Below are 25105 nucleotides of genomic sequence, written 5' to 3' on the forward strand. Positions count from 1 at the left end.
CTCAACCGAATCAATCACCAGACAACGGACCAAACCGGGGCTCTCCTGCCCGGTCTTTTCCTGACGACACCCGTCGCTCAGTCGGGCAGCGCCGCAGCGAGCGAGTCGTGCACGGTGAAGACGACGTCCGCACCGGTGATCTCGAAAACCCTTGCCACCACCGGCCGCATCCCCGCCAGATGGACCCCGCCCCCTGCGGCATCGGCCCTCAGCCGGGCCCCGAGGAGCACGTTGAGTCCGGTGGAGTCGCAGAAGTCGAGGCGTGAGCAGTCGACGACGAGCCGTGACCGGCCGGCATCCAGCGCCCTGTCGAGTGGCATACGCAACACGTCGGCCGTGTGGTGATCGAGTTCACCCACCGGGGTGAGGATCTCGGTCGCCCCCACGGTGCGGACCTCGACCCGTAGCCTCCCCGGCTGCGCGCTGCCGTTGCTCTGGCGGTCCATGCCCGTGCCTCTTCTCGCTCTCGCGGATGCCGGTTGACGTGCCTCGAACCATACAAGCGAGACGTCAAGGCTTGCACATGAACTCCACCACATAGGCCGCAAACCAGACAATTGACACTTGCAACGATCCGTGTCGAGCAGGTAGGGCTAGTAAAGAACATTCGAAACGGCCGGCTTTGGAGGCGCCGCAAACCGCAGCAGGAAGAAACGATGGAGGAGACCATGTCACCCCGGCTCGACGCCCCGCGTACCCCCGACGCGCCGTCGGCAGCAACTCCGCCCCCCACCCTCACCCTTCCCCAGCAGCTTTCCGGAGACCTGCCCGAAGACCTCCCGGAGATCGGGCCCTTCGACCAGGTCGACCCCCTCGACGCACGGGCGCTGTCGAAGACGCTCTTCGCCCGGCTCGACGTCCTCGAAGAGGGCACGCACGAGTACGCGTACGTCCGCAACACCCTGGTCGAGCTCAACCTCGCCCTGGTCAAGTTCGCCGCCTCCCGGTTCCGCTCCCGCAGCGAGCCGATGGAGGACATCATCCAGGTGGGCACGATCGGCCTCATCAAGGCCATCGACCGCTTCGAACTGGCCCGCGGCGTCGAGTTCCCGACCTTCGCGATGCCGACGATCGTCGGCGAGATCAAGCGCTTCTTCCGCGACACCTCGTGGTCCGTGCGCGTACCGCGCAGGCTCCAGGAACTCCGCCTGGACCTCGCCAAGGCCGGTGACGAACTGGCCCAGCGGCTCGACCGCGCGCCGACGGTCGGTGAACTCGCCGAGGAGCTCGAACTGAGCCGCGACGAGGTCGTCGAGGGCATGGCCGCCAGCAACGCGTACACCGCGAGCTCGCTGGACGCCCAGCCCGACGAGGACGACGGCGAGGGCGCGCTCGCCGACCGGATCGGCTACGAGGACCACGGCATCGAGGGCATCGAGTACGTCGAGTCCCTCAAGCCGATGATCGCCTCGCTGCCGCCCCGCGACCGGCGCATCCTCTCGCTCCGCTTCGTCGCCGGCATGACCCAGTCGGAGATCGGCGAGGAACTGGGCATCTCCCAGATGCACGTCTCCCGGCTGCTCTCCCGGACGCTGGGCAGACTGCGCAAGGGGCTGACCCTGGAGGAGTGACCTCCGAGCACTCCCCGGCTTCCCGAATGACGTGTGGAAAGGGCCTGTTCTTCACCGGACGGGCCCTTCCGCGTTATTGACGGACCACCCGGAATGGGACACATTGAGCCCGGGGTTCAGGGGGGAATCGCATGGTTTCTGCGTACGCGGAACTGGAAGAGCGGATGCGTGGCCGGCTGGGGGGCAGGGAGTGCCTCCACGTGCCCTCGTGCCGCTTCGGTCTCTATCTGGCGTTGCGCCACTGGTGCAGACCCGGCGGACGCGTGCTGATGTCCCCGGTCAACGACGACGTCATCTTCTTCGTGGTGCTCGCCGCCGGACTGCGTCCCGTCCAGGCGCCGCTCGACCCGCGCGACGGCTCGATCGACACGGCCGCCGTGCCCGAGTCGGTCTGGCGCGGGCTCTCCGCCGTCCTGACCACCAATCTGTACGGCAATCCCGACCCGGCCCCCGAACTGCGGGCCCGTTGCGACGCGTTGGGGATCCCCCTCCTGGAGGACGCCGCCCACGCGATCGGATCGGTGGTCGGCGGCCGGCCGGTCGGCACCTGGGGCGAGGCGTCCGTCTTCAGCCTCTCCAAGCACACCGGCGCCAAGACCGGCGGCTTCCTCACGGTCGCGGACCCGGCCCTGCGCGGGGAACTGGCCGCCGCGCGGGACGAGTTGCTGCACCCGTCGCGTACGGCCGCCGAACTCGCCTACCTCGTACGGCCGTACGCGGAGGCGGCCGTGCGCGGGCTGCGGCTGGTGAAGGCCGCGCACGCCACGCTCCGGCTGCTCGGCCGGCAGGAACGCGAGGAGATCCGCATGCCGCTGCGGGCCGGCGAGCTGAAGCAGGCCCTCGCCGCCGCGCCGGGCCTCGCGCCCTTCCACTCCTGGGCCCGCGTCGACATGCACGACTACCGCCTCGGCCCGGGGCCCGGGCGGCTGCGCCGCACCGGACGGCTCCTCGCCCGCCTCGACGCCACCCTCGCCGCACACCGGGCCGGTACGGAACGGCTGCTCGCGAGCGAATGGGGTCCCGGTGGCGGCCCGGGTGAGGCCCAGCCGCTGTTCCGGGTCCCGCTGCTCGTCGAGGACCGGGACGCGGCCATCGCCGCGCTCGCCCGCCGCCGGATCGTCACCGGCTACCTCTACGACCCGCCGCTCGACACCTACGCGGGCGACCTGTTCACCGACCCCTCCCCCGCCCCCGAACCGGCCGCCTGGTTCGCCCGCCACGCCCTGCCGGTGGACCCGCGGCGCGCGGACGAGGTGATCGAGGTGCTGCGCGCGGCGGGGATCAGGGCCGTACGCCCCCCGGCCGGCTTCGGCACCGGGGTGCAGGGTCCGGACGGTGGCTGACACCACACGGGTGCGGAAACCCGACGCGGTCGGCGGCGACACGGACGGACCGGAGGCCCCCGCGACCGGGACCGGCTCCGGTGGGGACTCCATGTTCCGCAACGCGTACGCCCTCATGCTGTCCACGGGCGTCTCGGCCGCGCTCGGGCTCGGTTTCTGGCTGGTCGCCGCCCGCTACTACACCGAGGAGGCCGTCGGGCAGGGTTCCGCCGCCATCGCCGCGCAGCGGCTGCTCGCCTCGATCACCGCGACCACGATGATCGGCGCCGTCGTCCGCTACGTGCCACGGGCCGGCCGGACCACCGGCCCCCTGGTCCGCCGGATCTATCTCGTCAGCTCGGTCGTCGTCGCGCTGGCCTGCGGGATCTTCCTGCTCACCCTCGACTGGTGGGGCCCCTCGTACGCGCCGCTCGGCACGCTCTCCGCCGGGCTGTTCTTCACCGCCTCCTGCGTGGGCTGGGCGCTCCTCACCCTCCAGGACGGCGTCCTCACCGGGCTCAGACGCGCGTTCTGGGTGCCCGTCGGCAACGCAGGCTTCTCCATCGGCAAGCTGCTGCTGCTCGTCGCCTTCGCCACCACCATGCCGGTCCTCGGCGTCTTCGTCTCCTGGTCGGCGGCGATCGCCCTCTCCGTCGTCCCGCTCGGCTGGCTCGTCTTCCGCCGGCTCATCCCCAGCCAGGCCCGCGCCGACCGCGACCGCGAGCCGCCCGCCATGCGCGAGATCGGCCGCTTCATGGCCGGGGACTCCGTCGGCGCCCTGTTCAGCCTCGCCATGATCAATCTGCTGCCGGTGATGGTCGCCGTCCGCTTCGACGCCGCGCACAACGCGTTCTTCTACACCGCGTACACCGTCGGCGGCACGATGGAGTTCATGGCCATCAACATGGCCTCCTCGCTCACCGCGCACGCCTCGCACAGCCCGGAGTCCCTCGCCGAGGGCGTCCGCGGCGCGCTGCGGCGCATGGCGCTGCTGCTGGTCCCCGTCGTCCTCGTCCTCGTCGTCTTCGCCCCGCTGATCCTCTCCCCGTTCGGCGCGGACTACGCAGAGCACGGCACGATGGTCCTGCGGCTGCTCGCCGCCGCCGCGCTCCCCCGCGTCGCCGTCGAGCTGTACATCGGCGTGCTGCGCGTCCAGGGGCGCACCGGCGCGCTCGCCGCCCTCCAGGGCGCGATGTGCGTCCTCGTCCTGGGCAGCGCGGCCCTGCTCCTCGGCCCGGTCGGGATCTCCGGCGCCGGGCTCGCCATGCTCGGTTCGATGACGCTGATGGCGGCGGCCTCCGCGCCCGGCCTGCGGGCCGCCCTGAAGGGCCGCACGCCGCGGCGGGGCAAGCAGGGGCGGGAGATCGAGTACGGCACGAGCTGGGCGCGGCGCGCCGCCGAGCAGGGTGGTTACGAGGCGGAGTGGGCGCGCGGGGGCGCCGCGGCGGACACGGTGACGCCGGCCTTCGGGCTGCCGGTGTACGTACCGCGGCCGGAGCGCGAGCCGGTGCGCGCTCCGGACCCCGGTGCCTCGGGGGACGACGGGGCGGCGACCTGGCTGTGGCTGCTCCTCGGCCTCGCCACCGGCCTCTTCTGGATCCCGCTCGCCCGCGCGGGCAGCCTGGGCCTGGACCATCTGTCCGGGACGCGGCTGATCAGCGCACTGCCCCCGGTCACGCTCACGGCGGGCATCCTGCTGATCGTGCTGCACGTGGCCGTGGTGTCGCTGCGCCGGATCCGTCCGCTGCTCGCCGCGACGATCCTGCTCGCCACCTTCCTCGCCCTGCACACCGCGCCGCCGCTGCTCGGCGTCCACCCGGACCCGGCGACGGGTCCCGGCCTGGGCCTGGTCCCGGACCCCGCGCTTCCGGTGCTGCCGATCGCGGCCCAGGGGCTGTGCCTGCTGCTCATGGCGGTGCTGCTGCGGGCCCTCGGCGCCGGGGGGCGGACCACAGTCTGCGTGGTCTGGGTCCTGGTGTGGGCGGGCTGGGCCGCCCAGCACGCCTTCGCGGCGGCCCCGCTGCCCGTCCTGCTGGGACTGTGCGGGGCCACCATGGCGGCGGTCGCGGTGCGCGGGCTCAGGCCCCGCTGACCGCGAGCCGCACCGCCCCGGAGCCGGCGGGGCTCCGGGGCAGCCGGGACTCCGGGGCAGCCGGGAGGACTAACCGGCCGTGGGGAACACGAAGAAGCCGGCGTCGGTGCTGACGTAGCCGTAGCCGGACTGCTTGGAGAACAGCGGGACGTTGTCCGACGGCAGGTCCTTCACGAGGACCTTCTTCGTGCGGGCGTCGACCGCGAGCACGGTGTCATCGCTCTCCTCCGTCGTGCCGTACAGCACACCGCCGTTCGGGGAGAGGCGCAGCGGCGTCATCAGCTTCTCGCCCTCCTTCTGCGCCCAGACCTCCTTGCCGTCCGCGACCTGCCACACGGCGGTGCCCTTCTCGGTGGCGGCCGCGGCGAGCTGGTGGTCGGCGGAGAAGACCGACGACCCCTCGGTGTTGATCGTGTCACCGGGGAAGTCCTCGTAGGCGTACCTCGTGGAGCCGCCGATCTGCTTGCCGCTCGCCAGGTCGTACGTCGCCGTGACCCATGTGTCGGTCAGGAAGGCACCGGCACCCCACGCGGTGAGGATCCGGCCGTCGCGGACGTCGAGGACGCGGATGCTGCCGCTGGTCCGCACGCCCTTGTCGTCGAGCTCCACGCCCTTGGGCGGGGTGACGTCCGCGCTGCTCCAGACCTTCTTGCCGGTGGCGAGGTCGGACATCACGAGCTCTTCCGGATCCGTCTCGTACGTGGATCCGTTGTTCACGTGGAAGGTGTACTTGCCGGTGATGAGCGGGGCGTGGCCCGAGCCGCCGTCGATGTCCTTGTTGCGGGGGTCGAACGAGCAGCTCGCCTGGAGCCCGCCGCAGGTGACCTTGCGGGGCTGCCCGCCGCCGATCGGGGTGAGCTGGAGCGTCGCCTGGTCCGCCTGCTCGATCAGATGGCCCTCGTGGACGTGGAAGGGGGTGTCGCCCTTGTGCTCGGCCTTGCCCAGCTCGGTGCCGTCGCTCCCGTAGACGGTGATCGTGGTGGTGGTGCCCTCCGCGCTCAGCCCGTCCGACTCCGTCGTACTGGTGGTGCGGACCTCGAACGCCGGCACGCCGTCGCGCCAGGTCGTGGCGGCGACACGGTCGGCCGTCACCTTGAGGGTCTTCCGCACGGCTCCGGTCTTCACATCGCGGAACTCCAGGTTGACCGGGCCCGGTTGATCGGTGGAGTGGAGGAGGCCGGTCGTGCCGTCGAGCGGGTCGTCCTTGTAGCCCCCGCCCGATGCGTACTCGCCGGCGCCGGTCTTGACGAAGAGGAAGGCGTCGCCGAGGTCGATGGCGTCGGCACGCGGCAGGCTCCACGCCTGCTTGTCGGCCAGCCCGGGTATCGCGGGGCCGCCGTAGACCGGGCCCTCCGCCTTCGGGGCGCCCTTCGGCACTTCCGAGGCACCCTTCTCCGGGGCCTTGCCGGCTTCAGGACCCTCGGAGGAACCGCAGCCCGCGACGAGCCCGAGCGACAGGACGAGACCTGCCGCCATCACTGTGTACTTGTTCATGTCCCCGTTGCTTTCCGCCTGTTACGCGTAAATGGGGTGACTCGGCGGATGGACCCGCGTGATCACCAGGCAGAAGCATAGGCTCCGCTAATGGCGCGGGACGCGCTGCCTGAAGTACGGATCCAGGCCCGCCGCCTTGTATCCCTCGAGCGCGGGGCCGGAGTTGACGGTCAGATCGCAGTTCGGCCCCGGTACGGCCCGGTTCCAGTGGACGTACGCCCGGACCTTCGGCAGCTTCGGGGCCACCTCGGGGATCTGCTCGTACCACTCGCGCTGCCGCTCCGGCCGGCCCGGATCGGGCGCGGTGGCGAACTCCGACAGCATGAGGGGCTTCTTCGCGGAGATGTTCTTGCGCAGCCACTCGTAGCTCGGCCGCTGACTTGCTTCGAAATCAAGCCAGTTGGGAGACTTGTGGCACTGGTAGTAGTTGTACTGGTCCATGCCGATCCAGTCGACGTACTCGTCACCCGGGTAGAGCGCCTTCATCGTGTCCGCGTTGCCGAGATAGCCGGAGACGGTCCACACCCACACCACGTTGCGGACGCCCAACTCCTCGAAGCGGTCCCGCAGGTGGCGGTAGGCGGCGACGTACTCCTCGGGGGTCCCCGCCCCCTCCCTGATGCGGAAGTCGGTCTCCTGGTCGAAGGAGAAGAAGACCCGCTTGCCGTACGCCTTGATGCGCCGCGCCTGCGGGTCGATGATCGACTCGTCGTACATCCCGGAGGCGATGTTCTTCCAGCCGAGCTGGTTCTCGCTCCAGTTGGCGTGGTGCTTCTCCTTCCAGACGGTGGACTCCCAGGCCAGCATCAGCAGCCGTTCGCGGCCCAGTTCCTGCTCGTCGGGGGTGAGGAGTTCGCCGTCGACGGGGTTCCTCGACATGTCGTGGTACGTGTAGACGAGGTCGAGCTTGCGCCCGATCTTCTTCTCGAAGGCGTACACGGGCCGGGTGAGCGAGCTGTCGCCGTCGTACGGGATGTAGGCGCCCCACCAGGCTCCGCAGGGCAGGACGAGGCCGGCGTCGGGGGCGCAGCGGTCGGAGCCGTCGGCGCTGGTGGCCCAGACCCCTATCCCCGCGGCGAGCGCGGCGACGGCGGCGAGGGCGACGGCGGTGTGCGCCCGCCGCTGCGGTTCGGCATGGCGTCCGCTCATCGCCCGTCACCGGGCTTTCGTTTGGCCCGGACCGCCCGGGTGCGGCTGCTCTCGCGCTCGACGGCGCCCCGCGTGGCGGCGGGCAGCGGCACGCCCGGCAGGAGGGCGACGACGGTCACGAAGGCGGCCAGGGCGACCAGGAAGGCGGTCGTGGAGAACGCCTCCACCAGGAACAGGGAGGTCGCGGCGAGCGCGGCGAGCGAGAGGCTGACCGGCGCGGCGAGCGCCAGCGCCTCCAGCCGGGCCCCCGGGCGCAGTCCGCCCGGCTGCGGGTGGAGCAGCGCGAGGCCGGGCGCGAGGGCCACGAACGCGAGGACGGGGATCCACCGCAGCGGGGAGCCGCCGGGCAGTGCGGTCGCGCCGAGCGCGAGCCAGCCGGAGGCCGCCAGGGCCGCTCTGAGCTGGAGGTGGGCGTGGGCCATGGCGTACTCCTGGTGCTCGGTTGCGGTCGGTCAGGAAGCGGTGGACGGCGGCCGGTACTCCAGGACGAGCCCGTGCTCGCTCTCCTCCACCACTCGGAAGAGCGGGGAGCGCTTGAGGTCCTCGCGCAGGGTCCGGAAGCTGCCGGGCGGCAGATAGCCCTCGCCGATGACGGCCTTCTCCTGGGTCGGGGTGAGGACGACGAACGCGGGGCGCCCCTCGGGGATGCCCCGGGCGAGGTAGCCCGCCGGGTCCTCGAGCATCTTCAGGTTCTCGGGGACTTCCTGCTCGGTGAAGAACCAGCGCTCGTAGTGGTCGTAGCGGTAGTAGGCGCCCGGGAAGGAGCCGGTGGTGGCGAGGATCAGCGCGCCGTCGGGGGCCCGGTCGTAGGCGCGCCGGGTGAGGGCCAGTTCGGCCGGCGGGGCGTAGTGCATGCCCTCCTTGCCGTAGTACGAGGGCAGGAAGCCGGCCAGCAGGGCGGTGACGGCGAGCGGCAGCGCGACGGCGGCGGTACGGCGCGCGAAGACCGCCTTCCTGCCGACGGCGCCCGCTGCGGGGACGAGGGCGGCCGCGGCGAAGAACGCCGTGCCGGGCAGTCCGAAGAGGTAGACGCGGAAGAGCATCTCGCCGCCGTAGTCGTTGACGGCGAACATCGGGACGGGCGCGGCGGCGGCGAGCAGCAGCGGCAGGGCGCTGCGTACGAGTCTGCGGCGCAGCAGGACGGCCGTGCCCGCGAGCGCGGCGAGGGCGAGCACCATGAGGATGTTGGCGGTGCCGACCAGCTCCGGGCCGGGCCCCGTGGGCTCTCCCGCGTATCCGGCACGGGAGTTGGAGAGCAGGTCGCCGGCCGAGTCCTTCAGCGTGCTCATGGTCTCCAGGAAGAGCACCCGGCCCATGGTGAGGTCCCAGGCCAGCATGATGAGTCCGGTGACGACGAGCAGCCCGATGTTGCGGTAGCGGCGGGTGAGACAGAGCGCGAACAGCGTGGCGCAGAGCATCACCGGGGTGAGCTGGTGCGAGGCGTTGATGGTCGCGATGAGCGGGGCGATGATCAGGACGCAGATCGCGCGCTGCCTGAGCGTCGTGGGCGGCGGCACGGCGGCCGCGGCCGGGTCGAGCGTGGTGCGGTCGCGCAGCCGTCCCGCGGAGCCGGGCCGGACGAAGTGCCGGACGACCACGGCGAAGACGGTCAGATAGAGCAGGTACGAGAAGCCCTGCGGGGAGAGATAGTCCTGGCCGACCCAGTTGGCCAGCTGGAAGATCCACACTCCGGTCCACACCAGCCGCCAGTCGTCGCTGAAGGTGCGGTAGATCAGCAGCAGGACGGGCAGGGTGAGCAGGCCGAGGGCGACCGGCGCCCAGTTGATGAAGGAGGCCGCCGAGTCCACGCCGAAGGCGCGGACGAGCGCCGCGTCCAGCGAGAAGAACCCGGGCCACTGGTCGTAGGCGGACATGCCGCCGGACAGCTCGCGCTGCGGGTACACGGTGCCCTCGACGAGCAGCCTGCTGATCACGGCGTCGTGCTTGGACGCCCAGGCGTAGCGCACGGAGTCGTAGAGGACCGCCGGCGGCGCCTTGAGCGCCACCAGCATCGCGACGCTGTACGCCGCCGGCCACCAGGGCGCGGTCCCGGCCCGACGCAAGGTGACCAGGAAGCCGCAGGTCAGAACGGCGAGAGAGGCGTAGTACGCGAGCGGGAACCGGTCGAGGAGACCGTAGTCGGCGATGTCGCGGAAGCCGATCCGGGGCAGCGCGTACAGCCAGAGCGCGGCGGCCACGAGCAGCGGCAGCACGCTGAAGACGGTCTGCGGGCCCGGGAGGGAGCGTGACCGGGTGGCCGGCCCCGACTCGGGCGCCCGGGCGTCGGGAGGAGACGGCACACCGCTTCCGGCGGCCGGTGCGGACACACGTTGCTGCACGGTGGCACTCCCCCCACGAACCCCACGAACTGTCCCCTTCAGCGAAGTATAGGAACGGACTTCGCCTTTGTACGCGTATTCAACTCCCTTACCCGATACGGGAGTTGTCGATCACTGCCGGGCTCGGGTCAGCCCGCGAACTCCGGCCCGTTGAGCAGCGCGCGGGCCCTGCGGTACATGCGCCAGCCGACCGTCGGCAGCGAGTCCGGATACGGCGCCGCCTTGGCACCGCGGCCCTCCATCCAGTTCTCGATGTCGGCGACGGTGTGGCCGCGGCGCAGGATCAGCCGGGCGATCCGGTACGGCTCGTCCGTCTCCGAGCTGAGGGCGTGCCGGACGGCGACGGCCGAGACGTACCCGGCGGCCGCGGCGGCGCGGCGCACGGCCGGGCTGTTGTAGCCGTGCGGGTAGGCGAGATGACGGACCTCGTGCCCGAGCACGTCCTCCAGGACGGACTTCGACTCGCGCAGCTCGCGCCTGAGGTCCCCCGGCCGCAGGGTGTCGAGCTGCGGGTGGGTGACCGTATGGCCGCCCACCTCCATCCCGTACTCCTCGAGGCGCGGCGCCTGGCTCAGCGACATCATCGGCGCGGGCGGCAGCAGGCACGCCCGGCCCGGGGTGATCGCCCCCGTGGTCAGATACGCGGTGGCCGGCAGCTCGCGCGCGGCGAGCGCCTCGGCGGTCGGCCCCGGAAGATCGGCGAAGCCGTCGTCGAAGGTCAGGACGACGGGCCGGGGCGGCAGCGGTGCGCGCCGGGCGAAGTGGTCGGCGAGCGTGCCCACGGTGACGGGAGTGCGTCCGCTGTCGACGATCGCGTCCAACTGGGCCCCGAACTCCTTCGGTGTGACGGTGAATTCGGCGATCCACTCGGGCGGGTCGTCCATCACGGCGTGGTAGAGCAGGACGGGGATCCGGGTGTGGGCGGGCGCGCTCATCTCGCGCCCCGCATCCGGAGGCGGGCCTTGGCGTAGCCGATCGGTCCGTAGATCATGCCGCGTCGCTCCAGTCGGGAGAGGCTGCGAGGCCAGGGATGGGTGGGGGCACCGTGCTCGCCGGGGACGCCGCCGCCGGCCGCCTCCCGGTGGGCGGTCATGTTCTTCGCGTACACGAGGCCGCGGGGGAGCCGGGCGAGGAGCGCGGGCAGCAGCGCGGGCCGGCGCACCAGGGTGGCGGTGAGGTACGCGGTGAGGCCGGCGCCGTAGCCGTACGCCTGGTTCCGCAGGTCCTGCCAGGTCTCGCGGTGGTGGTGCCAGACCAGGGCGTCGGCGGTGTAGCGGAGCCGGAACCCGGCGGAGAGGACGGCGACGAAGGCGTACAGGTCGTCCCCGCCCCGGGCGGCCGTGCCGGTGCCGGTGGCCGGGTCGAAGCCGCCGGCGGCCTTCAGCGCCCAGGCCCGGAAGGCCATGTTGGCGCCGGAACCGAAGCTGCCCGCGGTGAACGGGAAGAGCGGTTCGTCGGCGGGCGGGCGCAGCGGGTCGTACAGCCGGGGCGCGAATCCCTTGGCGAAGCCGCCGTGGGACTCGAGGAGGATCTGGGCCGGGGTGCGCAGCCGGGCGGGCAGGATGAGGCCGGTGACGCAGCCGAGCCGCGGGTCGGCGGCGAAGGGCGCGGTGAGGGCGGTCAGCCAGTGCGGATCGGCGACCACGTCGTCGTCGGTGAAGGCGACGACCTCCCCGCGAGCGTGGGCCAGGCCGGTGTTGTGGGCGACGGCGAGCCCGGGGGTGTCCTCGCGGACGTACGTGACGCGGCCGCCGTACTTGTTCGCGACGAGCTGTTCCGTGTCGCTGCTGCGGGGCGCGTTGTCGACGACGACGATCTCGTAATCGGGATGGTCCTGGTCGAGGAGGGAGTCCAGGGCGCGGGCGAGCTGGTCGGCGCGGTCGCGGGTGGCGACGACGACGCTGGCGCGCGGCGGGACGCTCTCGGGCCGGTCGGAGGGGACTGCGGAGCCGTTCGCGGGGGCTGCGGGTTCGTTCGCGGAGGCTGCGGTTTCGCCGGCGGAGGCTGCGGGGGCGCTAGCGGGGTCTTCGGGTTCGCCGCCGGAGGCTTCGGGTTCGCCGGCGGGGCGGGTGAGCCGGGGCCGGGCGAGCGCGGCCAGCACCTCGGCGGGGTCGGCGCCTTCGGGGACGTGCCCGAGCACGGTGGCGGCGGGCCGGCCGCGGAGCCGGACGAGCGCGTAGACGTCACCGGCCACGGCGGGCGGGCCGCCGGGTGCGGGACGGAAGGAGAGGACGGGTCCGTCGGGCGAGGCGAGATCGAGGTCGGCGACGGAGAGGGCCTGCGTGCGGTTGCGGTTCATTCGGGTCCCCCGCGGAGATGAGCTGACGCGTGCGTACGGAAGGCCGCCGGTACGGGCCGGGCGAGGCGCTCGGAGCCGGGCCACTCGGGGCCGGCCCCGCCGGGCAGGCCCTGGGGCTTGTCCGGCGGATCAGGGTCGGACACGACCTAGCCACCGGGGCGCAGGCGGGCGAGCCGGTTGAGGGTGCGGCGGCCCCGCGCGGCGAGTGCCGGCCGGTTCCGCACGAAGCTGTGGGCGCGGCGGGACGGCTCGCGGGAGAGCCAGTAGAGCCCGGCGCGCACCCCCGCCCGGACCACCGACCCTTCGTACACGGTCAGTTCGCCGGTCTTCAGGGCGTCCTTGTACTCGGCGGCGCCCCGCCCGAGGTCGAGCATCCCGATACCGGCCGCCGCGGCGGCCTCCGCCATCCGCAGATGCAGGATCAGCCCCGGCGAGTACTTGGCGAACTCGAGGTCGTACGAAGGGAACCAGCAGGACAGGACGGTCGACGAGCGCAGCCCGAAGTGGGCGGCGACCGGCCGCTCACCGGCGTACAGCACGGACAGGACACCGGAGCAGCCCGGCGTGCGCAGCTCGTGCAGCCGCCGGACCAGGGTGTTGATCCACTCCTTGGCGAAGCGGTCGCGGCGTCCCGTCCTGCGGTACTGGGCGGACTTCCACTCCATGAGCGTGCTCAGGGCGGCCGGATCGCGCTCGTCGAAGACGAACCGGGTCTCCCCCACCTGCCGCCCCAGCCTGCGCTCCTTGGCGAGCGTGGTCTTGAGGAACTTCGGCGACTGGGTGCGCAGCACTGCTTCGTACGCCGCGTAGCCCTCGCCGACGTCGATGACGGGAGAGGCGAACGACTCGGCCGCCGCGCCCTCGAAGGTCCGCTGCCCGGCCTCCAGGTTGTCGAACTCCCAGGCGGAGAGCCCGCAGACGCGCAGCAGCGCCCGGGCCGACGGGCTGAGTCCTGGCCGGAGGACGGCGCCCTGACAGTCGGAGACCCCCAGGCCGACGGCCCGGCCGTGCCCGAACGGGCCTTTCTCGTACGGGAAGAAGCCGACGGGCTCGCCGTCCTCCCGCCACACGGCCACCCGGGCGCGGGGCCGCACGGCGGCGACGGCCATGGTGAACTCCGGCCCCATGAAGGGGTTGTCGGGCGCGCCCGACTTGTCACGCAGCTCGCGCCACGCCTCGGTCTCGCGTGCGGTCAACTCCCCCGGTTCGACGATCTGCACACATGTGCCCTGTGTACGGACAGCGCTCAACTCTCCGACCCCCCGGTCTTCCCCCCTGAGTCCTGCCGGTACAGGACGTTACCGGTCGAAAACCCTCCGGGACAGGGCTACTCGACCACTCTGTGACTGAGGGGAATTCGTGGTGATCAAGCGACTAATGGGGCATGTCAGTTGAGGGCGTCGTCGACCGCCGCCTCGGCGTGGATACGGGTCGTGGGGAACACGGGGACCGGGCTGTCCTGGGGGCGCACGAGCAGCTCGATCTCGGTGCAGCCGAGGATCACGCCTTCGGCGCCGGCGGTGACGAGCCGCTCGATGACCTGCGTGTACGCCGCGCGGGAGGTCTCGTTCACGACCCCGAGACACAGCTCCTCGTAGATGATCCGGTGGACGGCGGCACGGTCGTCGGCGTCGGGCACGAGGACGGTGAGGCCGTGGGAGGCGAGCCGGTCGCGGTAGAAGTCCTGCTCCATGGTGAAGGCGGTGCCGAGGAGCCCGACGGTGGCGATCCCCTGGGCGCGGACCGCGCGCGCTGTGGCGTCCCCGAGGTGGAGGAGCGGCACGTCGACGGCGTCCTGCACCTGGTCCGCGACCTTGTGCATGGTGTTCGTACAGATGAGGAGCAGCTCGGCGCCGGCCGCTTCGAGCCCCTTGGCCGCGTCGGCGAGCACCTGGCCGGCCTTCTGCCACTCGCCGGCGACCTGGAGCCGCTCGATCTCGGCGAAGTCGACGGAGTGCAGGACACAGCGGGCGGAGTGCAGCCCGCCGAGGCGGTCACGGACGCGTTCGTTGAGGAGGCGGTAGTACACGGCGCTGGACTCCCAGCTCATGCCGCCGATGAGGCCGATGGTCTTCATGCGCTCCACGCTAGGGCCTGTCCGACCCTGACTGACATGCGCCGGATTTCGACTCGGCGCTACGGCGGCTCGACAGCGAGTTTCCGTTACAACTCGGCCAGGAGCCGGGGTTTCCACGACCCGGTTCGGGGCGAACCGGCGGTCCACGACATCCCGTTGAAGGAACGAGGGAAAGAACCACTTCCGTCCAAACCCGACACCTCACACCTTCGGGTGACAAGGTGGCAGAACGGCCGGTCGGCACGGTACGGTCGCGCCAACTTGCATATGCCATAAATGATTTCGGCCCCCGGCGGGACTGGCATCCCGGTCGAGGGCCTGATCATCAAGGAAGTACGGAGCTTCCCGATGACTGCGACGCAGTTTAGTACCCGCACGCCCTCGCGCGCCGGAGTGACGCACGTACGTCACCGTCACGACGAGAAGTTCACCGTCGTGGGCAACCATCTCGCTCAGCACGAAGAGCTGTCCGCCTGCGCGATCGGCGTCGGGGTGTACATCCAGTCGCTGCCCGACGGCTCCCTCGTCGGCATCAAGGTTCTCGCGCTCCGCTTCCGCGAGGGAGAGTCGCGGATCGCCGGGGCGCTGCGGGAGCTGGAGGCCGCCGGGTATCTGAAGCGGCAGGTGGTCCGGGGCGAGGACGCCAAGCTGGCCACGGTCACGACCTGGTACGACAACCCGCACCCGGTCGACCTGGTCAAGCGCCCCCGCCCGACCCGCCGCGAACCCCGGCCGGCGCCTGAGCCGGAGCCGGAAGTGCCCGAGCTCACCGAGGAGTTGCGCCCCGCCGCCGCTCTGCTCGCGGGCCTCCGGCAGCGCGAGCCACGCCTGCTGCTTTCCGAGAACGACGTCCGGCGCCTCGCGCCCGACGTCCAGCGGTGGCTGGAGCGTGACATCACCCCCGCCGCTGTGACCCGGACCCTCACCAGCGCGCTTCCCGCCGGGACCATCCGATGGCCGGCGCGGCTTCTCGCGCATCGTCTGCGCGAGTGGCTGCCCCCACAGCTGCCGCCCGCCCCGCCCGCGCCCACGCTCCTGCCGCTACAGAACTGCGATCGCTGCGACCGGGCCTTTCGTGGCGCCGACGGGGAGCTCTGCGGCGGCTGTCGCACCGGAGGACATCGTTCTGATCACCGGCCGGAACCACCCTCGGCGTAGGCCCGGAGCACGCCGAAAAAAATCTTTCCGGATTCCTGTCACGTCTGCGTGCGCCCCTCCGTCAGTGCAGTGAAGACGCCAACCAGGCGGAACCTGAAGGAGATCAGCCATGACGAACACCAACCCCTCCATCTCCCGGATGCCCAACCCCGCCGAGTTCGTGCCCGAGGTCAACGACATCAGCGCCGCGCTCTTCCGGGCCACGGGCAACCACTCCGTGCCGCGGACCACGATGAACCTGATCCACCTGCGGGCCGGGCAGATCGTGAACAACACCTACCTGACCATCCTGAACACCGGCTTCCTGCGCAAGGCCGGGGTCTCCGAGGAGCGCATCACCGCCGTCTCCTCCTGGCAGGACGCCCCGTACTTCACCGACGCCGAGCGCGCCGCGCTCGCCCTGGTCGAGGCCACCCTCCAGCCCGCCCCGCACGGCAAGGAGCGCGTCTCCGACGAGCTGTACGCCGAGGTGGCCAAGCACTACGACGAGAAGGCACTGGCCACCCTGACCATCGCGATCGGCCAGATCAACTTCTTCATCGCCCTGGCCGTCATCGGCAAGCCCCAGCCGGTCACCTCCCTCGCCGACCAGCAGTGGGACTGACCCGTCAGACCACGCGGGCTCCCCGGCGCCAGACCTCCGTCACCAGGGGGACGCCCGGGCGGTAGGCCAGGTGCACGTGGGACGGGGCTTCCAGGATCGCGAGGTCGGCGGAGGCGCCCGGGGTCAGGCGGCCGATGTCCGTGCGGCGGAGGGCCGCCGCGCCGCCGGCCGTGGCCGACCAGACCGCCTCGTCCGGGGTCATCCCCATGTCGCGTACCGCCAGCGCGATGCAGAACGGCACGGAGGACGTGAAGGACGAGCCCGGGTTGCAGTCCGTCGAAAGGGCCACCGTCGCGCCCGCGTCCAGCAGGCGGCGGGCGTTCGGCCACTGGGCGCGGGTGGAGAACTCCGCGCCCGGGAGGAGCGTCGCGACCGTCGACGAATGCGCCAGGGCGTCGACGTCGGCGTCCGTGAGGTGCGTGCAGTGGTCGGCGCTGGCCGCGTCCAGCTCCACCGCGAGCTGGACACCGGGGCCGTACGAGAGCTGGTTCGCGTGCACGCGCGGGTGCAGGCCCTTCGCCTTTCCGGCGGTGAGGATCGCCCGCGCCTGGTCCCTGTCGAAGGCGCCCTTCTCGCAGAAGACGTCGACCCAACGGGCGTACGGCGCACAGGCGTCGAGCATCTCCCCGGTGACGAGGTCGACGTACCCGGCCGGGTCGTCGGCGTAGTCGGGCGAGACGATGTGGGCGCCGAGGTACGTCACCTCGTCGGTGTGGGCGGCGGCGATGCGCAGCGCACGGGCCTCGTCCTCGACCGTGAGGCCGTAGCCGGACTTGGTCTCGAAGGTGGTCGTGCCCTGGGCGAGGGCCTCCGCCATGTAGCGGGCGACGTTCGCCGACAGGGCCTCGTCGCTCGCCGCGCGCGTCGCCGCCACCGTCGTACGGATGCCGCCCGCCTTGTACGCCTGGCCGGACATCCGCGCGTTGAACTCGGCCGTGCGGTCGCCCGCGAAGACGAGGTGCGAGTGGGAGTCCACGAAGCCGGGGATCACCGCCCGTCCACCGGCGTCGATCCGGTTGTCAGTGGCGGGTGCTTTGCTGGATTCACCGACCCAGACCACGCGGTCGCCGTCGATGACGACGGCCGCGTCCTGGATCAGGCCCAGGGGGGATCCATCACCGAGGGAGGGGTCATTGGTGACCAGGCTGGCGATGTTGACGATGGCGGTGGCGGCCGTCGCCACGGCGCTGTTCGCGCTCGTGGGGGCGGAGGTCGCCGCCGGGTTGTTCCTCGCCGCGGGGCCCGTGTTCATGGTGAGAGGTGTCTCCTTCAGCCGCTTCAGCCGCGCAGGGCGGCGATCGAGTCCGCGAGGGCCCGGGGCACGTCCGGCACGGACTGGTGGACCCCGTCCCGTACGACGTGACGGCCGCCCACGATCGTGTGCCGTACGTCCGGCGCCGACGCTGCGAATACCGCCGTCTCGGCTGCCAGACGCGGCACCGGTCCCGCTGTCCTGACCGAGTCGAGGGCGATCGTCGTGAAGTCGGCGAGCGCGCCCGGCTCCAGGGTGCCCGCCTCGCCCCAGCCGAGGGCCGCGTGGCCGTCGGCGGTGGCGGCCCGGAGGAGCGCCGCGGCGGTCCAGTGGCCGCGCGTGCGGGAGCGGAGGCGCTCGTTCAGCTCCATCGCCCGGGCCTCCTCCAGGATGTCGATCACCGCGTGGCTGTCGCTGCCCAGCGAGAGCGGGGAGCCCGCGCGCTGGAGGGCGACGGCCGGGCCGATGCCGTCCGCGAGGTCGCGTTCGGTCGTCGGGCACATGCAGGTGCCCGTGGTCGAGGTGCCGAGGAGCGCGATGTCGGTGTCCGTGAGGTGGGTGTTGTGGACGCCCGTCGTCTGCGGGCCGAGCACACCGTGGTCCGCGAGGAGCTGCGTCGGGGTGCGGCCGTGGGCCGCGAGGCAGGCGTCGTTCTCGGCCGTCTGCTCCGAGAGGTGGACGTGCAGCGGTACGCCCCGCTCGTGTGCCCAGCTCGCCACCGTCGACAGCTGGTCGGCGGGGACGGCCCGTACGGAGTGGATCGCCGCGCCGATCCGCACGCCCTCGCGCTCCTTGAGCAGCGAGACCCGCTCCGCCCAGGCGTCCGCCGTGCCGTCGGAGAAGCGGAGCTGGTGCTTGTCGGGGGCGGCGCCGAAGCCGGAGGAGAGATACGCCGTGTCGAGGAGGGTGATGCGGATGCCGGCCTCGGCCGCGGCCGCGACGAGCGCCTCGCCCATCGCGTTGGGGTCGGCGTAGGGGGTGCCGCCCGGCGCGTGGTGGAGGTAGTGGAACTCGCCGACCGCCGTGATCCCGGCGAGCGCCATCTCGGCGTACACCGCCCGGGCGAGGGCGTGGTACGTCTCCGGGGTCAGCCGGGACGCCACCTGGTACATCACCTCGCGCCAGGTCCAGAACGTGCCGGAGCCGACCTGGACCGTGCCGCGCAGGGCGCGGTGGAAGGCGTGCGAGTGGGCGTTGGCGAGGCCGGGGATCGTCAGGCCGCGCAGGACGACGGCGCCGGGAGGTGGAACCTCCACGCCTTTCCGTACCGCCGTGATGCGGCCGTCGGCCACCTCCAGGGCCACGCCCGGCTCGACGTTCGTGTCGAGCCAGGCGTGCTCCAGCCAGTACGTCGTCTCCGTCGTCACCTGCAGGCCAGCCCTTCCAGTACGTCGGCGAGTGCGAGGACCCCGGCCACGCAGTCGTCCTCGGCCGCGAATTCGGCCGGGGAGTGCGAGACGCCCGTGGGGTTCCGTACGAACAGCATGGCGGTCGGGATCGATTCGGACAAAATACCCGCGTCGTGGCCCGCGCCCGTGCCGAGGACCGGGGTCTTCTCGCCGAGGATGCCGGCCAGCTCGTCCCTGAGCACGTGGGCGAACTCGACGACGGGTGTGAAGGACTCCCGTACGACCGTGAGGTCGATGCCGTGGCGGTCCGCGTAGTCGCGGGCCGCGGTCTCGATGCCCTCCGTGACGGTGTCCAGTGCCGTCTGGTCGGCGGCGCGGGCGTCGAGCCAGCCGCGGACGAGGGACGGGATGGCGTTGACGCCGTTCGGCTCGACCGCGATCTTGCCGAAGGTGGCGACAGCTCCCGCGAGTTCGGCCTCGCGGCGGGCGGCGAGGACGGTCTCGGCGTAGGTGAGCATCGGGTCGCGGCGGTCGACGAGCCGGGTGGTGCCGGCGTGGTTGGCCTCGCCGGCGAAGTCGTACCGCCAGCGGCCGTGCGGCCAGATCGCGGACGCGATGCCGACGGAGTCGCCGGTCAGGTCCAGGGCGCGGCCCTGTTCGACATGCAGTTCGACGAAGGCGCCGATGCGGGCGAGGCGCTCGGGGTCGGGGCCGATGGCCGCGGGGTCGTACCCGGCGGCCTCCATCGCCTGCGGGAGGGTGATGCCGTCGGCGTCGCGGAGCTCGTACGCCTGCTCCTTCGTCAGCTTCCCGGCGGTGAGGCGGGAGCCGACGCAGGCCAGTCCGAAGCGGGCGCCCTCCTCGTCACCGAAGTTGGTGATGGCGAAGGGGCGCTTGAACTGGACCCCCCGGGAGCGCAGTTCGTCGAGCGCGGCGAAGGCGGACACCACGCCCAGGGGGCCGTCGAAGGCTCCGCCGTCGGGCACGGAGTCCAGGTGCGAGCCGGTGACGACCGCGTCACCGGCGGCGGGGTCGCCGAGCCAGGCCCACTGGTTGCCGTTGCGGTCGACCTCGTAGTTCAGCCGCCGGGCCTCCGCCTGCATCTGGAACCAGAGCCGGCAGTCGGCGTCGGCGCCGGTCCAGGCGTAGCGGCGGTAGCCGCCGGAGGCGGCGCTGCGGCCGATGGGCCGCAGCGACCGCCACATGGCGTGGAAGGTCGCACTCACGCCGAGTCGCCCTCGCGCATCGGGACGCGGACGCCCTTCTCGTCGGCGACTCGCTCGGCGATGTCGTAGCCCGCGTCGACATGGCGGATGACGCCCATGCCGGGGTCGTTGGTGAGCACGCGTCGGATCTTCTCGCCGGCCAGCTTCGTGCCGTCCGCCACGGACACCTGGCCCGCGTGGATGGAGCGGCCCATGCCGACGCCGCCGCCGTGGTGGATGGAGACCCAGGAGGCGCCGGAGGCGACGTTGACCATGGCGTTGAGGAGCGGCCAGTCGGCGATCGCGTCGGAGCCGTCGAGCATGGCCTCGGTCTCGCGGTACGGGGAGGCGACCGAGCCGCAGTCGAGGTGGTCGCGGCCGATGGCGAGGGGCGCGGCGAGGGTGCCGTCGGCGACCATGTCGTTGAACATGGCGCCGGCCTTGTCGCGCTCGCCCTGGCCGAGCCAGCAGATGCGCGCCGGCAGGCCCTGGAAGTGGACGCGCTCGCCGGCCATCTTGATCCAGCGGTGCAGCGACTCGTTCTCCGGGAAGAGGTCGAGGATCGCCTTGTCGGTCTTGTGGATGTCGGACGCCTCGCCGGAGAGCGCCGCCCAGCGGAACGGGCCCTTGCCCTCGCAGAACAGCGGGCGGATGTACGCCGGTACGAATCCAGGGAAGGCGAACGCACGGTCGTAGCCCGCCAGTTGGGCCTCGCCGCGGATCGAGTTGCCGTAGTCGAAGACCTCGGCGCCCGCGTCCATGAAGCCGACCATGGCCTCGACGTGCTTCGCCATCGACTCGCGGGCGCGGGTCGTGAAGCCTGCCGGGTCCTTGGCCGCGTACGTCGCCATGTCGTCGAAGTCGACGCCCACCGGCAGGTAGGAGAGCGGGTCGTGGGCCGACGTCTGGTCGGTCACGATGTCGATCGGGGCGCCCTCGGCGAGCATCTGCGGCAGCAGCTCGGCCGCGTTGCCGAGCAGGCCGATGGAGAGCGGTCGCCGGGCGTCCCGGGCCTCCACCGCGAGCTGCAGGGCGTGCTGCAGCGAGTCGGCCTTCACGTCGAGGTAGCGGTGCTCGATGCGGCGCTCGATCGCGCGCGGGTCGACGTCGATACAGATGGCGACGCCGTCGTTCATCGTCACGGCGAGCGGCTGGGCTCCGCCCATGCCGCCGAGGCCGGCGGTCAGGGTGATCGTGCCGGCCAGGGTGCCGTTGAACTTCTTGGCCGCGACGGCGGCGAAGGTCTCGTAGGTGCCCTGGAGGATGCCCTGGGTGCCGATGTAGATCCACGAGCCGGCCGTCATCTGGCCGTACATGGTGAGCCCCAGCTGCTCCAGGCGCCGGAACTCCTCCCAGTTCGCCCAGTCGCCGACCAGGTTGGAGTTGGCGATGAGCACGCGCGGGGCCCACTCGTGCGTCTGCATGACGCCGACCGGGCGGCCGGACTGGACGAGCATCGTCTCGTCCTGCTTGAGGGTGCGCAGCGTGCGCACCATGGCGTCGAAGGAGCGCCAGTCACGGGCGGCCTTGCCGGTGCCGCCGTAGACGACGAGCTTGTCGGGGTGCTCGGCGACCTCGGGGTCCAGGTTGTTCTGCAGCATCCGGAGGGCGGCCTCCTGCTGCCATCCCAGGGCGCTCAGTTCCGTACCGCGCGGGGCCCGTACGGGGCGGGGTCCTGACATGGGGCAGCCTCCTCCGATGTGAATCAGTTATTCACATCCTGACCTGATGAATACTTGTAGTCAACAGCTGCGGCGCCACCCGTCCCGGTGGTCCTATGGATCCATGGCTTCCCACCGTCGCGATCAGGCCGTCCGAGCCGCCGTCGAACAAGGCCTCCTCTCCCCCTCCGAACCGGTCGTCGCCCTCCTCGACACCGCCGGCATCCGCGCCTCCGCCGCCGCCCTCGTCTCCGCCTTCGCCGCCGTCACCGACGCGCCCGTCCTGCACGCCTTCGCCGTGAAGGCGTGCCCGCTCGTGCCCGTGCTGCGTCTGCTGTACGACTGCGGGCTCGGCGCCGAGGTCGCGAGCCCCGGCGAGCTGGCCCTCGCCCGCGCGGCCGGTCTCCCCCCGTCCCGTACCGTGCTCGACTCGCCCGCCAAGACGCCCGCCGAGCTGCGCCAGGCCCTGTCCCTCGGGATCGCCGTCAACGCCGACAACCTCCAGGAGCTGGCCAGGATCGACGCGCTGGTCACCTCCGCGCCGACCGCCAGCCCGATCGGTCTGCGGGTGAACCCGCAGATCGGGGCGGGCCTGATCGGTGCGCTCTCCACCGCGACGGCCACCTCCAAGTTCGGGGTGGCGCTACGCGACGAGGGCGCCCGGGAGGCCGTCGTCCAGGCATATCTGGACCGGCCCTGGATGCGCCGGCTGCACACGCACACCGGCTCGCAGGGCATCCCGCTCGCCCTCATGGCCGAGGGGGTCGCGGTGGCCTACGAACTGGCCGAGGAGATCAACGCCAAGGCCGGACGGCAGCAGATCGACACCGTCGACATCGGCGGTGGGCTGCCGGTGAACTTCGCCTCCGACGAGGAGACGCCGACCTACGCGGAGTACGCCGAGCTGCTCGCCGCGACGGCTCCCGGTCTGCTCGACGGGCGGTACGGGCTCGTCACCGAGTTCGGGCGCTCGCTGCTCGCCAAGCACGGCACGATCCTGGCCCGCGTCGAGTACACCAAGACCTCGGGCGCCCGCCCCATCGCGGTCACCCACGCGGGGGTCCAGGTCGCCACCCGGGCCGTCTACGACCCCGTCTCCTGGCCGCTGCGCGTTCTCGCGTACGACTCCGAGGGCCGGCCCCGCGAGGGGGAGGAGATCGTCCAGGACGTGGCGGGGCCCGCCTGTTTCGCCGGCGACCTGCTCACCACCGCGCGCCCGCTGCCGCTGCTGGAGCCGGACGACATCGTCGTGGTGCCGGACACCGGCGCGTACTACTTCGCCCACCACTACGCGTACAACAGCCTGCCCCGGCCGGCCGTCCACGGCTTCACGGCGGACGACGAGGGCGGGTTCGTCTTCTCGCCCGTACGGAAGGCCCAGAGCCTCGACGAGATCGTCGCGGAGGCCGGTGGGGACCGGCCTGACGCCCTGCTGTCGTAGCACTGCGGGCGCTCGTCCCACCCCGGTGCTTCCATGGAGCCATGGCTACGAAGAGCGTCGTCGTCGAACGCCGGATCGAGGCGTCCCCCGGGCCCGTCTGGGAGGCGCTGACGGACCTGCAGGACATGGAGCGGGTCCTGAGCGGCGTGGAACGGGTCGAGGTGCTGACAGAAGGCGTGTTCGGGGTGGGCACCCGCTGGCGCGAGACCCGGCGGATGCTGGGCAAGGAGGCCACGGAGGAGATGACCGTGACCGAGGCCGAGCCGCCGGACCGGTACGTGACGGTGGCCGACTCGCACGGCATGCACTACGTCTCGGAGATCGCGCTGCGCCCGGACGGGCCCGGGGCGACGACGGTACGGATGACGTTCTCGGCGTCGCCCGCCGAGGGGAGCCGTATGGGGTTCCTCGCCAAGCTGCTGAGCGGCCTCGGCGCGAAGGCGGTGAGCCGGGCGCTGGCGAAGGACCTGGACGACGTGGCCGCCTCGGTGGAGCGCCGCACCTGAGCCCGGGCCCGCACCTGAGCGCACGCATGAGCCCGCGCCCGCACCTGATCCCGCGCCGAGTTCGCGCACGGGCCCGCACCTGATCCCGTACGAGTGACATCGCGGCGGGCATCACCCCCCGCGTCGCCGGGCAGGGACCTTCCCATCGGCAAACGGGAGGCCCCATGACCGCCACCACGTCCTCGACCACCCCCTCGCCCGAGTCCGCCCCGCCCGCGCTGAAACGCGCCATCGGGCCCAGGCTGCTGATCCTGTTCGTGATCGGCGACATCCTGGGCACCGGGATCTACGCGACGACCGGCAAGGTCGCGGGCAAGGTCGGCGGCGCGCTCTGGCTGCCCTTCGTGATCGGCTTCGTCGTCGCGCTGCTGACCGCCGCCTCGTACGTGGAGCTAGTCGGCAAGTACCCGAAGGCGGCGGGCGCCGCGCTCTACACGCAGAAAGCCTTCAAGGTCCCCTTCCTGACCTTCATCGTCGCGTTCATGGTGATGTGCTCGGGACTCTCCTCCGCGAGCGCCGCGGCCCGCGCCTTCAGCGGGGACTACTTCCAGGAGTTCACGGACGCGATCCCGGCCACGCTCATCGCGATCGTCTTCGTACTCGCCCTGGCCTGCCTCGCGCTGCGCGGAGTGTCGGAGTCCGTGAAGACGAACGTCGTCCTGACGCTCGTCGAGGTCACCGGCCTGCTGATCATTCTCTCGATCGGCGCCTGGGCCGTCCTGACCGGTGAGGGAGATCCGTCACGGCTCGGCCAGTTCGAGGCGTCGGGCAGCGGATACGCGCTGATCACGAGCGTGCTGGGGGCCACCGCGCTGGGCTTCTTCGCCTTCGTCGGCTTCGAGGACTCCGTCAACATGGCGGAGGAGACACAGGATCCGGTCCGCACGTTCCCCCGGGCCATCTTCACCGGCGTCGCCGTCACCGGCACGATCTACGTCCTGGTCGCCCTGGTCTCCTCGCTCCTCGTCGACCACCGGGTCCTGGAGAAGTCCAGCGGGCCGCTCCTGGAGGTCGTGAAGGCCGGCGGGGTCGACTTCCCGCCGAAACTCTTCGCGCTGATCGCCCTGTTCGCGGTCACGAACTCCGCGCTCATCAACATCATGATGGCCTCCCGGCTCTGCTACGGCCTCGCCAACGAGCGGGTCCTGCCGCGCGTGATGGGCAAGGTCCTGAAGAACCGCCGCACCCCCCTCACCGGGATCGTCTTCGCCACCCTCCTCACCATCGGCCTCGTCTCCACCGGTGAGATCGAGGGCCTCGGCGACACCACGGCCTTCCTGCTGCTGTGCGTCTTCGCGGTCGTCAACATCGCCGTTCTGGTGCTGCGCAAGGACCGTGTGGAGCACGCCCACTTCCGTACGCCGACGGTGCTCCCGGTCCTCGGCGCCCTCACCGCGCTGATCCTGGCGAGCCCGCTCGCGGACCGCTCGGCGGAGGTGTACGTCCGGGCCGCCGTGCTGCTCGCCATCGGGATCGGGCTGTGGGTGGTCAACAGGATCGTCCTGCGTGCGCGCGGGGAGGACTGAGCCGCCGCGAGGGCGAATTCAAGCAAGCCCACGGCATGTTCCGATGGAAAATGCCAGAAC

Annotated in this window: 21 protein-coding genes; 8 read left to right on the forward strand and 13 right to left on the reverse strand. The window is 71.8% G+C overall.

The genetic code is table 11. The features are described 5' to 3' along the window. Positions 1–77 precede the first annotated feature (77 nt). Positions 78–446, reverse strand: coding sequence for an STAS domain-containing protein (locus ABZ939_RS14050; RefSeq protein WP_361853295.1), 369 nt, complete (start codon positions 444–446; stop codon positions 78–80). 210 nt (positions 447–656) lie between these two features. Here ABZ939_RS14050 and ABZ939_RS14055 point away from each other — a divergent pair, with 210 nt between their 5' ends. From ABZ939_RS14055 to ABZ939_RS14065, 3 genes are all read left to right on the forward strand, one after another. Next, positions 657–1571 carry an RNA polymerase sigma factor SigF gene (locus ABZ939_RS14055; protein ID WP_361853298.1) on the forward strand — a complete coding sequence of 305 codons (915 nt, stop codon included), beginning with the start codon at positions 657–659 and terminating at the stop codon, positions 1569–1571. 164 nt (positions 1572–1735) lie between these two features. Continuing rightward, complete coding sequence (locus ABZ939_RS14060; RefSeq protein WP_361853894.1) at positions 1736–2914, forward strand: DegT/DnrJ/EryC1/StrS family aminotransferase; 1179 nt, start codon at positions 1736–1738, stop codon at positions 2912–2914. Beyond that, entirely contained in the window at positions 2907–4985 is a 2079-nt protein-coding gene (locus ABZ939_RS14065) for a lipopolysaccharide biosynthesis protein (RefSeq protein ID WP_361853301.1), read from the forward strand. The genes ABZ939_RS14060 and ABZ939_RS14065 overlap by 8 nt, the downstream gene beginning before the upstream one ends. Before the next feature lie 69 nt (positions 4986–5054). Here the strand turns inward: ABZ939_RS14065 and ABZ939_RS14070 are convergent, their stop codons facing one another. The 8 genes from ABZ939_RS14070 to ABZ939_RS14105 all read right to left on the reverse strand — a co-directional run bounded on the left by ABZ939_RS14070 (position 5055) and on the right by ABZ939_RS14105 (position 14343). Then, entirely contained in the window at positions 5055–6479 is a 1425-nt protein-coding gene (locus ABZ939_RS14070; RefSeq protein WP_361853304.1) for a hypothetical protein, read from the reverse strand. Positions 6480–6566: 87 nt separating this feature from the next. Continuing rightward, positions 6567–7628 carry a glycosyl hydrolase gene (locus ABZ939_RS14075; protein ID WP_361853306.1) on the reverse strand — a complete coding sequence of 354 codons (1062 nt, stop codon included), beginning with the start codon at positions 7626–7628 and terminating at the stop codon, positions 6567–6569. Then, positions 7625–8050, reverse strand: a complete 426-nt coding sequence (locus ABZ939_RS14080; RefSeq protein WP_361853309.1) for a hypothetical protein — start codon at positions 8048–8050, stop codon at positions 7625–7627. The genes ABZ939_RS14075 and ABZ939_RS14080 overlap by 4 nt, the downstream gene beginning before the upstream one ends. Before the next feature lie 30 nt (positions 8051–8080). Beyond that, positions 8081–9967: a hypothetical protein gene (locus ABZ939_RS14085; protein ID WP_361853312.1), complete on the reverse strand. Its 1887-nt coding sequence runs from the start codon at positions 9965–9967 to the stop codon at positions 8081–8083. 128 nt (positions 9968–10095) lie between these two features. Then, positions 10096–10902: a polysaccharide deacetylase family protein gene (locus ABZ939_RS14090; protein WP_361853315.1), complete on the reverse strand. Its 807-nt coding sequence runs from the start codon at positions 10900–10902 to the stop codon at positions 10096–10098. After that, positions 10899–12266, reverse strand: a complete 1368-nt coding sequence (locus tag ABZ939_RS14095) for a glycosyltransferase (RefSeq protein WP_361853317.1) — start codon at positions 12264–12266, stop codon at positions 10899–10901. The genes ABZ939_RS14090 and ABZ939_RS14095 overlap by 4 nt, the downstream gene beginning before the upstream one ends. A 146-nt stretch (positions 12267–12412) precedes the next feature. Continuing rightward, positions 12413–13486, reverse strand: a complete 1074-nt coding sequence (locus ABZ939_RS14100; protein ID WP_361853320.1) for a GNAT family N-acetyltransferase — start codon at positions 13484–13486, stop codon at positions 12413–12415. 167 nt (positions 13487–13653) lie between these two features. Continuing rightward, positions 13654–14343: an aspartate/glutamate racemase family protein gene (locus ABZ939_RS14105; RefSeq protein ID WP_361853323.1), complete on the reverse strand. Its 690-nt coding sequence runs from the start codon at positions 14341–14343 to the stop codon at positions 13654–13656. Between the two features lie 348 nt (positions 14344–14691). On the opposite strand from ABZ939_RS14105, the gene ABZ939_RS14110 reads away from it, so the two are divergent. Together ABZ939_RS14110 and ABZ939_RS14115 are read left to right on the forward strand one after the other, a co-directional pair. Then, positions 14692–15501: a helix-turn-helix domain-containing protein gene (locus tag ABZ939_RS14110; RefSeq protein WP_361853326.1), complete on the forward strand. Its 810-nt coding sequence runs from the start codon at positions 14692–14694 to the stop codon at positions 15499–15501. Positions 15502–15610: 109 nt separating this feature from the next. Then, positions 15611–16105: a carboxymuconolactone decarboxylase family protein gene (locus ABZ939_RS14115; protein ID WP_361853329.1), complete on the forward strand. Its 495-nt coding sequence runs from the start codon at positions 15611–15613 to the stop codon at positions 16103–16105. Between the two features lie 4 nt (positions 16106–16109). Here the strand turns inward: ABZ939_RS14115 and hutI are convergent, their stop codons facing one another. The 4 genes from hutI to hutU are packed head-to-tail and all read right to left on the reverse strand — an operon-like array spanning position 16110 to position 21593. Then, positions 16110–17357: an imidazolonepropionase gene (gene hutI, locus ABZ939_RS14120; protein ID WP_361853332.1), complete on the reverse strand. Its 1248-nt coding sequence runs from the start codon at positions 17355–17357 to the stop codon at positions 16110–16112. 26 nt (positions 17358–17383) lie between these two features. After that, positions 17384–18730 carry a formimidoylglutamate deiminase gene (locus ABZ939_RS14125; protein WP_361853897.1) on the reverse strand — a complete coding sequence of 449 codons (1347 nt, stop codon included), beginning with the start codon at positions 18728–18730 and terminating at the stop codon, positions 17384–17386. Continuing rightward, entirely contained in the window at positions 18721–19911 is a 1191-nt protein-coding gene (locus tag ABZ939_RS14130; protein ID WP_361853900.1) for an allantoate amidohydrolase, read from the reverse strand. Before ABZ939_RS14130 ends, ABZ939_RS14125 begins: the two co-directional genes overlap by 10 nt. Positions 19912–19928: 17 nt before the next feature. After that, positions 19929–21593, reverse strand: coding sequence for a urocanate hydratase (gene hutU, locus ABZ939_RS14135; RefSeq protein WP_361853335.1), 1665 nt, complete (start codon positions 21591–21593; stop codon positions 19929–19931). Between the two features lie 103 nt (positions 21594–21696). Between hutU and ABZ939_RS14140 the strand changes: the two genes are divergently transcribed. The 3 genes from ABZ939_RS14140 (at position 21697) to ABZ939_RS14150 (ending at position 25045) form a co-directional block, all read left to right on the forward strand. After that, positions 21697–23013 carry a diaminopimelate decarboxylase gene (locus ABZ939_RS14140; RefSeq protein ID WP_361853338.1) on the forward strand — a complete coding sequence of 439 codons (1317 nt, stop codon included), beginning with the start codon at positions 21697–21699 and terminating at the stop codon, positions 23011–23013. Positions 23014–23054: 41 nt separating this feature from the next. Beyond that, the gene (locus ABZ939_RS14145; protein WP_361853341.1) at positions 23055–23519 is read left to right on the forward strand and encodes an SRPBCC family protein; all 465 of its coding nucleotides are present in this window, start codon (positions 23055–23057) and stop codon (positions 23517–23519) included. Positions 23520–23683: 164 nt separating this feature from the next. After that, on the forward strand, positions 23684–25045 hold the full coding sequence (locus ABZ939_RS14150) for an APC family permease (RefSeq protein WP_361853344.1): 1362 nt from the start codon (positions 23684–23686) through the stop codon (positions 25043–25045). The last annotated feature ends 60 nt before the right edge of the window (positions 25046–25105 follow it).

The sequence above is a fragment of the Streptomyces sp. NPDC046712 genome, from assembly GCF_040645695.1.
In the GTDB taxonomy this organism is placed as follows: domain Bacteria; phylum Actinomycetota; class Actinomycetes; order Streptomycetales; family Streptomycetaceae; genus Streptomyces.